This is a genomic window from Methyloversatilis universalis EHg5 (genome assembly GCF_000378945.1).
Lineage (GTDB): Bacteria > Pseudomonadota > Gammaproteobacteria > Burkholderiales > Rhodocyclaceae > Methyloversatilis > Methyloversatilis universalis_A.
In genome coordinates this window covers 78,168-92,003 of the sequence record NZ_KB900539.1, presented here as the reverse complement: position 1 = coordinate 92,003, position 13,836 = coordinate 78,168, and the positions used below count along the sequence as shown (strand labels likewise).

General features: G+C 66.1%; 13 protein-coding genes. 7 read left to right on the top strand and 6 right to left on the bottom strand.

Annotation, left to right across the window (positions count from 1 at the left end; all coding sequences use genetic code 11):
• The 5 genes from rodA to METUNV2_RS0100395 form a co-directional block, all read right to left on the bottom strand.
• Positions 1–1,161 (bottom strand): rod shape-determining protein RodA, encoded by a 1,161-nt coding sequence (rodA, locus tag METUNV2_RS0100415; RefSeq protein ID WP_026188289.1) that lies wholly within the window; start codon positions 1,159–1,161, stop codon positions 1–3.
• Positions 1,142–3,031, bottom strand: coding sequence for a penicillin-binding protein 2 (gene mrdA, locus METUNV2_RS0100410; protein ID WP_018227538.1), 1,890 nt, complete (start codon positions 3,029–3,031; stop codon positions 1,142–1,144). The genes rodA and mrdA overlap by 20 nt, the downstream gene beginning before the upstream one ends.
• A 24-nt stretch (positions 3,032–3,055) precedes the next feature.
• Positions 3,056–3,580 (bottom strand): rod shape-determining protein MreD, encoded by a 525-nt coding sequence (gene mreD, locus METUNV2_RS0100405; protein WP_018227537.1) that lies wholly within the window; start codon positions 3,578–3,580, stop codon positions 3,056–3,058.
• Positions 3,577–4,497: a rod shape-determining protein MreC gene (mreC, locus tag METUNV2_RS0100400; protein WP_018227536.1), complete on the bottom strand. Its 921-nt coding sequence runs from the start codon at positions 4,495–4,497 to the stop codon at positions 3,577–3,579. Before mreC ends, mreD begins: the two co-directional genes overlap by 4 nt.
• Before the next feature lie 103 nt (positions 4,498–4,600).
• Positions 4,601–5,644, bottom strand: coding sequence for a rod shape-determining protein (locus METUNV2_RS0100395; protein ID WP_008063379.1), 1,044 nt, complete (start codon positions 5,642–5,644; stop codon positions 4,601–4,603).
• 265 nt (positions 5,645–5,909) lie between these two features.
• Between METUNV2_RS0100395 and gatC the strand changes: the two genes are divergently transcribed.
• From gatC to gatB, 4 genes are read left to right on the top strand one after another with little or no spacing between them, the layout of a single operon-like run.
• Positions 5,910–6,197 (top strand): Asp-tRNA(Asn)/Glu-tRNA(Gln) amidotransferase subunit GatC, encoded by a 288-nt coding sequence (gene gatC, locus METUNV2_RS0100390; RefSeq protein ID WP_018227535.1) that lies wholly within the window; start codon positions 5,910–5,912, stop codon positions 6,195–6,197.
• Positions 6,194–7,651 carry an Asp-tRNA(Asn)/Glu-tRNA(Gln) amidotransferase subunit GatA gene (gene gatA, locus METUNV2_RS0100385; protein WP_018227534.1) on the top strand — a complete coding sequence of 486 codons (1,458 nt, stop codon included), beginning with the start codon at positions 6,194–6,196 and terminating at the stop codon, positions 7,649–7,651. The genes gatC and gatA overlap by 4 nt, the downstream gene beginning before the upstream one ends.
• Positions 7,651–8,160, top strand: a complete 510-nt coding sequence (locus tag METUNV2_RS0100380) for a hypothetical protein (RefSeq protein WP_018227533.1) — start codon at positions 7,651–7,653, stop codon at positions 8,158–8,160. The genes gatA and METUNV2_RS0100380 overlap by 1 nt, the downstream gene beginning before the upstream one ends.
• 19 nt (positions 8,161–8,179) lie before the next feature.
• Positions 8,180–9,637, top strand: coding sequence for an Asp-tRNA(Asn)/Glu-tRNA(Gln) amidotransferase subunit GatB (gatB, locus tag METUNV2_RS0100375; protein WP_018227532.1), 1,458 nt, complete (start codon positions 8,180–8,182; stop codon positions 9,635–9,637).
• A 47-nt stretch (positions 9,638–9,684) separates the two neighbouring features.
• On the opposite strand, the gene METUNV2_RS0100370 is transcribed toward gatB, so the two are convergent.
• A complete protein-coding gene (locus METUNV2_RS0100370) occupies positions 9,685–10,692 on the bottom strand; it encodes an integron integrase (RefSeq protein WP_026187743.1) in 1,008 nt (335 codons plus the stop codon).
• Between the two features lie 145 nt (positions 10,693–10,837).
• Between METUNV2_RS0100370 and METUNV2_RS20290 the strand changes: the two genes are divergently transcribed.
• The 3 genes from METUNV2_RS20290 (at position 10,838) to METUNV2_RS18745 (ending at position 13,789) form a co-directional block, all read left to right on the top strand.
• Positions 10,838–11,059 carry a DUF6980 family protein gene (locus METUNV2_RS20290; RefSeq protein ID WP_081618488.1) on the top strand — a complete coding sequence of 74 codons (222 nt, stop codon included), beginning with the start codon at positions 10,838–10,840 and terminating at the stop codon, positions 11,057–11,059.
• 580 nt (positions 11,060–11,639) lie between these two features.
• Positions 11,640–13,178, top strand: coding sequence for a transposase (locus METUNV2_RS0100365; protein ID WP_018227530.1), 1,539 nt, complete (start codon positions 11,640–11,642; stop codon positions 13,176–13,178).
• 188 nt (positions 13,179–13,366) lie between these two features.
• Positions 13,367–13,789, top strand: a complete 423-nt coding sequence (locus METUNV2_RS18745; RefSeq protein ID WP_157281235.1) for an Imm50 family immunity protein — start codon at positions 13,367–13,369, stop codon at positions 13,787–13,789.
• Positions 13,790–13,836: the final 47 nt, after the last annotated feature.

The window sequence follows — 13,836 nt, the reverse complement described above, 5'->3', positions numbered from 1 at the left end:
CTACCTCTGCCGGCGCCGGCGCTGCGCCTCGATCGACATGAGCAGGCCGAGGCCGATGCACAGCGTCACCAGCGCGGTGCCGCCATAGCTCACGAAAGGCAGCGGCACGCCCACCACCGGCAGCACGCCGGTCACCATGCCCATGTTCACGAAGGCGTAGGTGAAGAAGGACAGCGAAATCGCGCCCGCCAGCAGGCGGCCGAACAGCATGGGCGAGCGGGCGGCGATCATCAGCCCGCGGCCTATCATCGCTATATATATGCAGAGCAGCACGATCGCACCGGCCAGCCCGAATTCCTCGGCCATCACCGCGAAGATGAAGTCGGTGTGCCGCTCGGGCACGAATTCCAGATGGGTCTGGGTGCCTTCGCGCCAGCCCTTGCCGAACACGCCGCCGGAGCCGATGGCGATGCTGGACTGGATGATGTGAAAGCCGCTGCCGCGCGGGTCGGTGGTCGGGTCGAGCAGGGTGCACACCCGCTGCCGCTGGTAGGCCTTGAAGCCCGGCCACTCCACGCCTTCGGCGCACATGGCGTCGCCTTCCGCCGCCAGCGTGCCGATGGCGATGACGCCGACCGCCAGCACCGGAATGATGAGCTTCCACGACAGCCCGGCGAAGAAGATGACGAACACGCCGGCCGCCAGCACCAGGATGGCGGTGCCGAGATCCGGCTGGTGGAAGATGAGCAGCACCGGAATGAGCAGGATGACCGCCGCCACCAGAAAGTCGCGCACCCGGAGCTGGGCCTCGTGCCGGTGGAAATACCAGGCCAGCATCAGCGGCACCGAAATCTTCAGCATTTCCGACGGCTGGATGCGGGTGAAGCCGATATTGAGCCAGCGCTGGGCGCCCTTGGACGTTTCGCCGAACAGCTCGACGCCGATCAGCAGCACCACGCCCACCGCGTAGAAGGGCAGCGCCAGCTGCATCAGCCGCAGCGGCGGAATCTGCGCCACCACCAGCATGACGCTGAGCGCCACCGCGAGGTTCACCAGATGGGCTTCGAAGCGGTGCATGAAGTCGGCGGTGGCACTGCCCATGACCAGCGTGGCCAGCGACAGCAGCAGCACGGCGATGGCCAGCAGCGGCGGGTCGAGCGCCGACAGCACGCCGCCGATGCGCTCGCGCACCGCCGACCACTTACTCGCTGTCAGTTGCATCGCTGTCCTCCGGTGCCGGGCCGGCCGGCTTGTTGCCGAGCAGATAGTAGTCGAACACCTGGCGGGCGATCGGCGCCGCCGACTGCGCACCGAAACCGGCATTCTCGACGATGACTGCAAGCGCGATCTTGGGGTCGTCCGCCGGCGCGAAGGCCACGAACAGCGCGTGGTCGCGCAGCTTTTCGGCCAGCTTGCCGCCGCGATACTGCGCGCCGCGCAGCGAGAAGGCCTGCGCGGTACCGGTCTTGCCGGCCGCCACATAGGGTGCGCCGGCGAAGGCGCGGGCGCCGGTACCGGCCTTGTTCACATCCACCATGGCCTGCTTGATCACCGCGATGTGCTCCGGCTTCAGGTCCACGGTGCGGACGGGCTTGGCCTCGACCTGCCTGGAGGCGCCGGTGCGCACGTTCTCGATCTGTTTCACCAGATGCGGCTTGAACACCACGCCGTCGTTGGCGAGGATGGCCACCGCCTGCGCCATCTGCATCATGGTGTAGGCGTTGTAGCCCTGACCGATGCCCACCGAAATCGTTTCGCCGGCATACCACTTTTGCTGTTCCGGCCGCTTGAAGCGCTTCTTCTTCCACTCGGGCGACGGCAGCACGCCGGTCGATTCGCCCTCGATATCGATGCCGGAGCGGCTGCCCAGCCCCATCTGCGACATGAAACCGGCGATGCCGTCTATGCCCCAGTCCGCCGCCAGCCGGTAGTAATAGGTGTTGCACGACACCACGATGGACTTGTGCATGTCCACCGAGCCGTGGCCGCCCACCTTGTCGTCGCGGAACAGGTGGCCGCCGTACTCGAAGTGGCCCGGATCGGCGATGGCAAACGAGGGCGTGCGCTTGCCGGCGGTGAGCGCACCCAGCGCCATGAAGGGCTTGAAGGTGGAGCCCGGCGGATAGGCTGAATAGATGGCGCGGTTCAGCAGCGGGTGATCGGCCGAGGTGTTCAGCGCCTCCCAGCTCGCGGCGTCGATGCCATCGACGAACAGGTTGGGATCGAAGGTGGGCTTGCTCACCAGCGCCAGCACGCCACCGGTCGACGGCTCGATGGCCACCAGCGCACCGCGCCGTTCGCCGAAGGCCTGCTCCACCACGCGCTGCAGGCCGGCGTCCAGCGTGAGCCGCAGATTGTTGCCGTTCTGCGGCGCGGTGTGCGACAGCACCCGCACCGCGCGACCGGCCGCGGTCACCTCGACCTGTTCGAAGCCGGTCACGCCGTGCAGTTCGTCCTCGTAGAACTGCTCCAGGCCCGACTTGCCGATGTGGTCGGTGCCGCGGTAGTTGTCGGCCACGCCGGCTTCGTCGATGCGCGCCGCATCCCTGCGGTTGATGCGGCCCATGTAACCGAGCACGTGCGACGCCAGTTCGGTGTTCGGATACTGCCGGAACAGCCGCGCGCGCACCTCGACCCCGGGGAAGCGGTAGCGCTGGCCGATGAAGCGGGCGACTTCATCGTCGGTCAGCCGGGTGCGGATGGGCAGGGTGTCGAAATTGCGCGACTCCTCCATCAGCTTGCGGAAGCGCTTGCGGTCACGCGCCTCGATATTCACCAGCCTGGCCAGCTCGTCTATGGTGTGTTCGAGATTGCTCACCCGCGACGGCTGGATTTCCAGCGTGTAGGCCGAGTAATTGCGCGCCAGCACCTCGCCGTTGCGGTCCAGGATGAGGCCGCGGTTGGGCGTCACCGGCAGCAGCGCGATGCGGTTGTCTTCGGCGCGGGTGGCGTAATAGTCGTGCCGCACCACCTGCAGCCAGAAGAAGCGCGCAAACAGCAGCGAAAAGCACACCAGCACCACCGCCCCCGCGAAATACACGCGACGGCGGAAGCGGATGAGCTGGATTTCCGGGCTGTGCAGATCGGTCATGGCGTAGCGTTGTGGAGACCGACCTTAAATGGGGCGGTTCTCGTCCTTCTCTTCCGGCCGGTACTGCGGCAGCATCAGCAGGATGCCCACCGGATACCACAGCAGCGTGGCGATCAGCGCGCCGGCGAAGTAGATGAGGCCGGGAAATTCGGCGTCGGCCACCATGCGCACCAGCAGCATGACGGTCTGCGCACCGACCAGCATGGGCAGCACGTGCAGCGACTGGCGCAGCGGGCCGAACCACAGGATGCGGCGGGAGAAGGTGGTGGCGGCGTAGGCGAGCAGCACGTAGGCCAGCGCGTGCTGGCCCATCAGGCTGCCGTAGCCCGTATCCATCACGATGCCCAGCGCGAAGGCGGTGCCCATGCCGACGCGCAGCGGCTCGCGCACGCACCAGAAGCACAGCACCAGCGCCAGCCAGTCCGGCAGCCAGAAGGCGCGGCCCAGCGGCATCAGGTTCACCAGCAGCGCGCACAGCAGCGAAAAGCCGATGAACCAGGGGCTGACCGGGCGCAGGATGCGGCGAGAACTGAAGGAGGGCTGGTTCATTTCTTCGCCGCCTTGTCGGCCGGTTTTTCAGCGGCCGGCGCTGCGCTGGCCGCCGCGGTATCCGGATCCACCGGCTTGCCCGGCTTCAGGATGAGCACGGTCGAATGCGCCTCGACCCCGGCCACCGGCACACACAGAATGCGCACGAAACCGCCCACGCCGTCGCGGTCCACCGACTTCACCGCGGCCACCGGCAGGCCGGGCGGGAACACGCCGTCCAGACCGGAGGTGACGATGCGGTCGCCTTCGCGCAGATCGACGTCAGCCGCCAGATAGCGCAGCTCCAGCATGCCGCTGCCGGCGCCGAACATGACCGCCCGCACGCCGGTGCGCGCCACCTGCACCGGCAGCGCCTGGTCCTTGTCGGAAATGAGGGTGACTTCGGCGTTCAGCGGATAGACCCGGGTGACCTGGCCGATGATGCCGAGGTCGTCGGTGACCGGGCTGCCCGGCTCCACGCCGTGGGTCAGGCCCTTGTCGATCACCACCCGGCGCGAGAAGGGGTCGCGCACCGCGTAGATCACTTCGGCCACGCGGGCGTCGATCTGCACCCGCTCGCGCATGTCGAGCAGCGCGCGCAGGCGGGCGTTTTCCTGGTCCAGCTGTTCCTGGCGCAGCCGTATCGTTGCCAGTTCGGTCTGTTCGCGCCGCATCTGCGCGTTCTCCGCCTGCAGCCGGGCAAGGTCGGCGAAGTACTCGCCGGCCGAGCGCACGCCCTTCACCGGCATGCCGGCGGCGACCTGCAGCGGCGTGGTCATGACCGACAGGCCCTGGCGCACCAGTTCGAGATAGTGCAGCCGGTGGTCGACCACGATGAGGGTGAGCGAAGCGCTCACCAGCAGCACCAGGCGCACGAGCGGCGCCGGGCCGCGCCGGAAGAACGGCGGAGGTTGATGACCGGCGACCGGTGAAACCATGAATCAGTAAATCGTCAGGCAGCGGCCGCGCACGGGGCACGGCGGGCGCCCCGCCGCGCGGGCCTTGAGCGGTTCGCGGGCGGGCGGGGCGGCACGGGGTGGATCACTCGTTGGCGAAGATGTTGCCGAGCTGGTCCATCTTTTCCAGCGCGGTGCCGGAGCCGCGCACCACGCAGGTGAGCGGGTCGTCGGCCACCACCACCGGCAGGCCGGTCTCTTCCATCAGCAGACGGTACAGGTCGCGCAGCAGCGCGCCGCCACCGGTCAGCACCATGCCGCGCTCGGCGATGTCGGCGCCCAGTTCCGGCGGGGTCTGTTCCAGGCCGCTCTTCACCGCCGACACGATCTGGTTCAGCGGCTCGGTGAGCGCTTCCAGGATTTCGTTCGACGAAATGGTGAAGCTGCGCGGAATGCCTTCGGCCAGGTTGCGGCCCTTCACTTCCATCTCCTTCACTTCGGAGCCCGGGAAGGCGGAGCCGATTTCCTTCTTAATCGCCTCGGCGGTGGTTTCGCCGATCAGCATGCCGTAGTTGCGGCGGATGTAATTGATGATGGCTTCGTCGAACTTGTCGCCACCGACCCGCACGCTGCCGGCGTACACCATGCCGCCGAGCGAGATCACGCCCACTTCGGTGGTGCCGCCACCGATATCAACCACCATGGAGCCGGTCGCTTCCGACACCGGCAGGCCGGCGCCGATCGCCGCGGCCATCGGTTCCTCGATCAGGTAGACCTGGCTGGCACCGGCGCCCAGGGCCGATTCGCGGATGGCGCGGCGCTCGACCTGGGTGGAGCCGCAGGGCACGCAGATGATGATGCGCGGGCTGGGCGAGAACAGGCGCGAGTCATGCACCTTCTTGATGAACTGCTTGAGCATCTGCTCGGTGACGGTGAAGTCGGCGATCACGCCGTCCTTCATCGGGCGGATGGCAGTGATGTTGCCCGGCGTCTTGCCCAGCATGAGCTTGGCCTGCAGGCCCACCGCCTGGATGGTCTTCTTGGCGTTGGGGCCGCCTTCGGTGCGGATGGCCACCACCGAGGGCTCGTCCAGCACGATGCCCTGGCCGCGCACGTAGATCAGCGTGTTGGCGGTGCCGAGGTCGATGGCCAGATCATTGGAAAAATAGGAACGCAGGAAACCGAACATGGAATGTCTTTACGCAAGCGGCCGCCTCGGGCGGCCGGAACAGGAAACGGGTCGGGTGTAATCAGGGTCGGACTGCGGGCGGCCCGGCGGCAGCTTGCGCCGGACCCGGGCCGCCAGAGGCAGCTGGCGGCCGGACGTGCGGGCCGGCTGCCGGGCGGGCAGCCTGAATGGTTCATAATGATAACCCATGCAGGCATTAGCCTCTTGAACCGAAACATCTTTGTACGCAGGCGCTGCCGCGCCTGACACCCCGGATCGTCATTCCATGTCCCTGACCGACCAAGAAGTGCGCCATGTCGCGAAGCTGGCGCGCATCGAGCTGCCGGACGCCGAAATCGAGCGTACCCGCAGCCACCTCAATGCCATGCTGGGCCTGATCGAACAACTGCAGGCCATCGACACCACCGGCGTCGAGCCGATGGCACACGCCACCGAGCTGGTGCTGCGCCTGCGCGAAGACCGCGTGACCGAGCCGGACCGCCGCGACGCCTGTCAGGCGGTCGCCCCGGCGGTCGAGAACGGCCTCTATCTCGTCCCGAAAGTGATCGAATGAGTGCCCCTGAAACCGTAAAGTCGCTGGCCGCGAAGCTGGCGGCGGGCGAAGCGTCGGCGGTCGAGCTGGCGCAGGACTATCTGGCGAAGATCCGCGCCGCCAATCCGGCAATCAACGCCTACGTCGAAACCAGTGAAGACACCACGCTGGCCGAAGCGCGCGCCGCCGACGCGCTGCGCGCCGAAGGCCGGGCCGGCCCGCTGACCGGCGTGCCGCTGGCACACAAGGACATCTTCTGCCAGACCGGCTGGCACGCGCGCTGCGGCTCGAAAATGCTGGAAAGCTTCGCTGCGCCCTACGATGCCAGCCTGATCGAGCGCTCGCGCGCCGCCGGCCTGGTGACGCTGGGCCGCACGAACATGGACGAGTTCGCAATGGGCTCGACCAATGAATCGAGCTACTACGGCGCGGTGCGCAACCCGTGGAACACCGGCCACGTGCCCGGCGGCTCCAGCGGCGGTTCGGCCGCAGCCATCGCCGCCGGCCTGGCGCCGGCCGCCAGCGGCACCGACACCGGCGGTTCGATCCGCCAGCCGGCCGCCTTCTGCGGCATCAGCGGCATCAAGCCCACCTACGGCGTCGTGTCGCGCTGGGGCATGATCGCCTACGCCTCCAGCCTGGACCAGGGCGGCCCGATGGCCCGCACCGCCGAAGACTGTGCGCTGCTGCTGAACACCTTCGCCGGCTTCGACGAACGCGACTCCACCAGCCTGCAGCGCCCGGCCGAGGACTACACCCGCGCGCTGGCTCAGCCGCTGGCCGGCCTGCGCATCGGCCTGCCGAAGGAGTTCTTCGGCGACGGCATGGCCGACGACGTGCGCGCCGCGGTCGAGGCGGCACTGGCCACCTTCCGCTCGCTGGGCGCGGTCACGGTCGACGTGAGCCTGCCGCGTGCCGGCTATGCGGTGCCCGCCTACTACGTGATCGCCCCGGCCGAAGCCAGCTCCAACCTCAGCCGCTACGACGGCGTGCGCTACGGCTATCGCGCCCCCGAGTACGGCAACCTGGACGACATGTACGCCAAGACGCGCGCCCAGGGCTTCGGCGCCGAGGTGAAGCGGCGCATCCTGATCGGCGCCTATGTGCTGTCGCACGGCTATTACGACGCCTACTACCTGCAGGCTCAGAAGGTGCGCCGGCTGATCGCGCAGGACTACGAAGCCGCCTTCACGCAGTGCGACCTCATCATGGGGCCGACCACGCCGAACACCGCCTACCGCATCGGCCAGAACGACGAAGACCCGATGGCGATGTATCTGGGCGACATCTACACCACCTCGGTGAACCTGGCCGGCCTGCCCGGCATGAGCATTCCGGCCGGCTTCGGTGCCGGCGGCCTGCCGGTCGGCCTGCAGATCGTCGGCCGCTGGTTCGACGAAGCCCGCATGCTGGGCGCGGCGCACCAGTTCCAGCAGGCGACCGACTGGCACCTGCGCACACCGCCGGCCGCCTGATGCGCACACGGGTCGCGACCGCGCTCGGGCTGGTGCTGCTGGCCGGCTGCGCGCCGATGAAGCCGCAGCCGCCGGGCGAACCGGCGGCCGGCGCTTTTCCGCCCGCCACCCGGCCGGAAGCCGCACGGCCCGCACCGTCGAAGAAGGCGGGCAAGCCGCTGCCGATTCCGGCGCGCGCGCTGCAGGCGAAAGCCGACTGCAGCTATCGCGACGACATCGGCACCGAAGGCCGGCTGGTGCTGGACGTGAAGGATTCGAAGGTCGAGCGCTTCGCGTCGGACATCGACATGGGCCGCCGCGGCCGCTGCAGCTTCGACCTGGCCGCCTTCACCCAGACCCGCTTCGACCACACGCCCACCCTGGTCGCCGGCGCCTGCACGGTCAGCCTGTGGGAACAGAAGGACGAAGTGACCGTGTCCTACCGCAACTGCGCCGCGCACTGCACGCCCGGCGCACACGATTACCTGTGGCCCACGCTGGTGAGCCGCAAGACCGGCAACTGCCGGTAAAGCCGAGAGAGAACGCAACATGAGCAGAGCGAACTGGGAAGTCGTGATCGGGCTGGAAACCCATGCCCAGCTGAACACGGCCTCGAAAATCTTTTCCGGTGCATCGACCGCCTTCGGCGCGGCGCCCAACGTGCAGGCCAGCCCGGTGGACCTCGCGCTGCCCGGCGTGCTGCCGGTCATGAACCGCGCCGCGGTCGAGCGCGCCATCCGCTTCGGTCTGGCCATTGGCGCCACCGTGGCGCCGCGCTCGGTGTTCGCGCGCAAGAACTACTTCTACCCCGACCTCCCGAAGGGCTACCAGATCAGCCAGTTCGAACTGCCGGTGGTGCAGGGCGGCACCCTCACCATCCGCGTGGGCGAAGGCGAAAAGGCCTATGAAAAGGTGGTGCGCCTCACCCGCGCCCACCTGGAAGAAGATGCCGGCAAGAGCCTGCACGAAGACTTTCATGGCATGTCCGGCATCGACCTGAACCGCGCCGGCACGCCGCTGCTGGAAATCGTCAGCGAGCCGGACATGTCGTCCAGCGCCGAAGCGGTGGCCTATGCGCGCGCGCTGCACGCGCTGGTGCGCTGGGTCGACATCTGCGACGGCAACATGCAGGAAGGCAGCTTCCGCTGCGACGCCAACGTGAGCGTGCGCCGCCCGGGCGAGCCGCTGGGCACCCGCCGCGAAATCAAGAACCTGAACAGCTTCCGCTTCCTGCAGCAGGCCATCGACTACGAAATCCAGTGGCAGATCGAACAGATCGAAGACGGCCACAAGATCCAGCAGGCCACCGTGCTGTTCGACCCGGACACCGGCGAAACCCGCATGATGCGCAGCAAGGAAGACGCGCACGACTACCGCTACTTCCCCGACCCCGACCTGCCGCCGCTGGTGATCGCTAACGAGTGGATGGACGAAGTGCGTCGCGCCATGCCCGAACTGCCGGGCGCGCTGGCCGCACGGCTGCAGAATGACTACGGCCTGTCGGCCTACGACGCCGCTGGCCTCACCGCCAGCCGCGAAACCGCCCGCTACTTCACCGACGCGCTGGCTGTAGTCGGTACCGCTCAGGCCAAACCGCTCGCCAACTGGGTCATGGGCGAACTGGCCGCACGGCTGAACCGCGAAGAACGCGACCTCGCCGACAGCCCGGTCAGCCCGACCCAGCTCGCCGGACTGGTCGCCCGCATCGCCGACAACACCATTTCGAACAGCATCGCGAAGAAGGTGTTCGACGCGCTGTGGAACGGCGAAGGCGCGGACGCCGACGCCATCATCGAAGCGCAGGGCCTGAAGCAGGTGACCGATGCCTCGGCCATCGAACCCATCATCGACGAAGTCCTGGCCGCCAACCCGAAATCGGTCGAGGAATACCGTGCCGGCAAGGAAAAGGCCTTCAACGCCCTGGTCGGTCAGGTGATGAAAGCCAGCAAGGGCAAGGCCAGCCCGGCGCAGGTGAACGAGCTGCTGAAGAAGAAGCTGGGCGGCTGACACCGGGTGTGTCAAGGCGCGCAAAGCGCGCGCCGCTGCCAGCCCGGTCAGGCGGAAGGAGCCAGCAGCGCGTCCAGAGGGCTGCGCACGCCGCCGCCCCCGACCTTGAGCACATGCGTGTAGATCATGGTGGTCGACACGTCCGCATGGCCGAGCAGATCCTGAACCGTGCGGATGTCGTAGCCGGACTGCAGCAGGGCCGTGGCGAAGGAATGCCTCAGGGTGTGCGGCGTCGCCGGTTTGTGCAGCCCCGACCGTTGCGCCGCGCGCTGAAAGGCCCGCTGGAAGGTCTGGTCATACATGTGGTGACGGCGGACCACGCCACTGCGCGGATCCACCGCGTAGTTCGCCTGAGGAAACACCCAGAACCAGGCCCAGGACGCATCGGCGCGCGGATACTTGCGGGCAATCGCGTCCGGCATATCGACACCGGCGCGCCCGGAGCGTCTATCGTCGTCCCACAGCAGCCGGGCACGAGCCATCTGGTCATGCAGCGGCTTCACCAGCGACTGCGGCAGCATCAGTGCGCGGTCCTTGCGCCCCTTGCCTTCACGCACGATGAGCGTGAGGCGCTCGAAATCGACATCCTTTACCCGGAGCCGCAGACCTTCGGTCAGCCGCATTCCGGTTCCGTAAAGCAGTTGTGCGAACAGTCGGTGCTCTCCGTCCAGCCGCTCGAAAATGCGTTTCACCTCTTCGGGCGACAGCACGACTGGCAGGCGGCGCGTCGTGCGCGGCCGACCGATCTCGCTCATCCACGGAAGATCGATGCCAAGCACCTGCTTGTAAAGAAAGAGCAGCGCCGACAGCGCCTGCTTGTGAGTCGACACCGCAACGCTGCGCTCACTGGCCAGCCACGACAAAAATGCCTCGATCTCCGCCCGCCCCATCGAGGACGGGTGACGCAGCCCATGAAACCGGACAAAGGCCTTCACCCAATGCACATAGGTCTTCTCGGTGCTTATGGTGTAATGCAGATAGCGTATCCGTTCGCGCAGCTGATCGAGCAGGCGAACCGATTTCAAGGGTGGAAGTGAAGGGGTGAGGTTTTTCATCGCCGTTTAATGCTGTATGAATATACAGCATAGGCAGCTGAAAGCCTGATGGCAAGGTCGTCTCCGGACCATCACCCCAGCCTGTTTATCCGGCAGCTTCCGTAGTTATGGCGCAAAACTGCGCCAGAAAACAAAGTTAAAGCTCATGGCACAGCATTGCTGCGACACGATGAGGTATTGGGCCAACTATGTTTGCGAGAAGCATCCGAACCCGTTTGACTGCCCGGACAACTTGGTCACTTACGACGCTGCAGATCGTTCATACGGCCTCATTGTTCACGACGGTGGCTCTTCGTCTATTTCAATTCAGTTTTGTCCTTGGTGCGGGGCCAATATCACCGCAACGGCTTCGACCCATGAGCTTTAACAGGGCGTTCGTGTGGGACGGCTGCGCCGCCCCACAACTTCGGCGTTAGGCCCCATGGTCGAATCTCACGCGTCCCAACTTGAGCCTTGGCTGCTCCGGGTTGTTCCAGCATCACTACCCACCGGTGTCGTCGCTTTCGCCTTTAATCTCACGGAGTCTGAGCAGTGGCTCGTTGACCTGGTCGGTGCATCGACTTACAACACGTCCGATGAAGATTGGGCATGCCCACCTGAGGCTTGGACAAGCGCGCCAGACCGCTTGGCTCTTTCCCGCGCACTCGCTGGCCAAAACTGGGAAGCCGCTCAACTGTATATCGTTACTAGCGTTCATCGCTTCCTTTGCGACTCTTCCAGCGCCCAAGCGGCTACTCTTCGGAGTGCGCAGGCTGTCTGCGCCGGTTTCGTTGATGGCAACCTACAGAAGGTGTGGCCCGTTGATGAGGCCTAACAATTCGTCCAAGCCGACGCCGCTTCGCGGCGCGGCTTAACTCAGGCGTTGAGGCTGTAGAAAAACCCCTCCCACCCCACCGCCGTCCACATGCCGTCGTTATGATTGCGCATCGCCTCCCCGGAGCCTTGCGATGCCGCGATTCAAGACGCCTGACTACGGCCTGAAGCTCATCCCGGTCGATTTCGCGCAGCAGGTGCTGCCCGGCACCTTCGAGTTCGCGCTCTGCCACCTGGTCGACAGCGAACTCGATCTCTCCACGCTCCGCGCCCGCTATGCCAACGATGCCGGGGGTGCCCCGGCCTTCGATCCGGCGGTGCTGCTCAAGATCGTGCTGCTCGGGTACTCGCGCGGGCTGATCAGTTCGCGCGCCATCGCCACCTCCTGCCGCCACAACGTGCTGTTCATGGCCGTCTCCGGCGACAGCGCGCCGCACTTCACCACCGTCGCCCACTTCATCAGCCATCTGGGCGATGAGGCCCGCGCGCTCTTCACCCAGGTACTGCTCGTGTGCGACCGCCAGGGGCTGATCGGGCGCGAGCTCTTCGCCATCGACGGCGTGAAGCTGCCGTCGAATGCATCCAAGGCCAAGAGCGGCACCCGTGCCGACTTCGAGCGCGAAGCCGCAAAGATGGAAGCGGCCGTGCAGCGCATGATCACCGAGCAGAAGGCCCGCGATGTCGCAGTGAGCGACGACGAGGCCGCCCGCGCACAGCGCACCCGCGAGCGCTTGAGCCACGAAGCAGCCAAGATCCGCGACTGGCTCACCCGCAATCCGGCTGACCGACGCGGCGCCAAGGGCGCGGTGCGCCTCTCCAACCGCACCGACAACGACTCGGCCAAGATGGCCACCGCCAAGGGCGTGGTCCAGGGCTATACCGGGGTGGCCACGGTCGATGCCGCCCACCAGATCGTGGTCGATGCGCAGGCGCACGGCACCGGGTCGGAACAGGAACTGCTGCTGCCGGTGATCGACGCCAGCAGCGCACAGCGCAGGCCCGACACCGCGATCTGCGCGGATGCGGGCTATCACTCCGAGAAGAACCTCGCCGGACTGGAGCGCCGGAACGTTCCCGCCTGGGTGTGCGACAACGGCTACCGGCAGCGCGACCCGAGATACGCCGACCAGGCCAGGCACAAGGCGAAACCCGATCCGCTGTGGGACAAGAGCGAGAAGGCAAAGGACGCGCGCACTGCTCGCAAGAACATGCGCTACGCCAACACCGACTTCACCGAAGCGGAAGACCGCAGCCACTGCCTCTGCCCGGCGGGCAAGCGGCTGTATCGCAACGGCGGCGAGTGCACGATCAACGGCTACGCCGCCACCAAGTACACCGGCGCCGCACGCGACTGCGTGCCGTGCGAGCAGCGCAGCCGCTGCCTGCGCACGCCGGAGAAGACCAAGGTGCGTCAGGTCGCCTTCTTCCGCGGCAAGCGCGACGGCGTCGAATCACACACCGAGCGGATGAAGCGGCGCATCGATTCCAGCGAGGGCAAGCGGATGATCGCCGCCCGCTTCGCCACGGTAGAGCCGGTGTTCGGCAACCTGCGGCACAACAAGCGGCTCGCCCGCTTCACGCTGCGTGGGCGCACAAAAGTGGATGGGCAGTGGAAGCTGTACTGCCTGGTGCACAACATCGAAAAGCTCGGGCACCACGGCTACGCAAATTAGGTAAGCTCGCGGTCGGGCCACGACGCCGGCATTGCGCCGATCAAGGGCCACGGCTGAGGTCAGGAGACGACGATGAAACGAAGATTGCGGAGCTGAAATGAGGATGAACGACTTCGGACCGTCTAAGGCCGGTAGCAACCGCTTGCCCCGAGATGGGGTATTTCTACAGCGTCGTTAGGCCACTGTTTATGGAAGCACATGAGTTCATCGTCGGTCATGAACGCGTCATCGCCCACTTTGGGCTTTGGCCGAGCTTTCATGATGCAGAGGTGTTCAAGCTATCTCTCGATAGGACGCAGGGCAAACCATCCCCGACACTTGACTTGCACTTGCGCGGATGGGTAATGACCTCCGAGATCACGCCAGAAGGCCACTACAAGTTGCATGGCGATGCAGTGCTTCATTTCCGGTTTGAGGGCGTCAGCGAAGTTCACGTCGAAGGCTTCAATGGCCAGAACGTCATCTCATCACTAAACCTGGAGCTAGCGCAGGACCGAGACAAGCAAGAGCAAGCCATCATCAAAGTTGAGCTAGAGCACTGCTATCTCTTTGAGGCTTCATTCACCGCCCAAACAGCTCAGCTCATCACCATCACGCCCTATGCGAAGTAAGCCTTGCCTCCGCCAAGCTATAAACACTGGCCTAACTGGTCGTATAT

Bases quoted from the DNA above. Each gene is read 5' to 3' on its own strand.
- gatC (WP_018227535.1), top strand. From the start codon at position 5,910: ATGTCCCTGACCGACCAAGAAGTGCGCCATGTCGCGAAGCTGGCGCGC.
- mreD (WP_018227537.1), bottom strand. From the start codon at position 3,580: ATGAACCAGCCCTCCTTCAGTTCTCGCCGCATCCTGCGCCCGGTCAGC.
- METUNV2_RS18745 (WP_157281235.1), top strand. From the start codon at position 13,367: ATGGAAGCACATGAGTTCATCGTCGGTCATGAACGCGTCATCGCCCAC.
- METUNV2_RS20290 (WP_081618488.1), top strand. From the start codon at position 10,838: ATGGCACAGCATTGCTGCGACACGATGAGGTATTGGGCCAACTATGTT.
- rodA (WP_026188289.1), bottom strand. From the start codon at position 1,161: ATGCAACTGACAGCGAGTAAGTGGTCGGCGGTGCGCGAGCGCATCGGC.
- gatA (WP_018227534.1), top strand. From the start codon at position 6,194: ATGAGTGCCCCTGAAACCGTAAAGTCGCTGGCCGCGAAGCTGGCGGCG.
- METUNV2_RS0100365 (WP_018227530.1), top strand. From the start codon at position 11,640: ATGCCGCGATTCAAGACGCCTGACTACGGCCTGAAGCTCATCCCGGTC.
- mrdA (WP_018227538.1), bottom strand. From the start codon at position 3,031: ATGACCGATCTGCACAGCCCGGAAATCCAGCTCATCCGCTTCCGCCGT.
- METUNV2_RS0100395 (WP_008063379.1), bottom strand. From the start codon at position 5,644: ATGTTCGGTTTCCTGCGTTCCTATTTTTCCAATGATCTGGCCATCGAC.
- gatB (WP_018227532.1), top strand. From the start codon at position 8,180: ATGAGCAGAGCGAACTGGGAAGTCGTGATCGGGCTGGAAACCCATGCC.
- METUNV2_RS0100370 (WP_026187743.1), bottom strand. From the start codon at position 10,692: ATGAAAAACCTCACCCCTTCACTTCCACCCTTGAAATCGGTTCGCCTG.
- mreC (WP_018227536.1), bottom strand. From the start codon at position 4,497: ATGGTTTCACCGGTCGCCGGTCATCAACCTCCGCCGTTCTTCCGGCGC.
- METUNV2_RS0100380 (WP_018227533.1), top strand. From the start codon at position 7,651: ATGCGCACACGGGTCGCGACCGCGCTCGGGCTGGTGCTGCTGGCCGGC.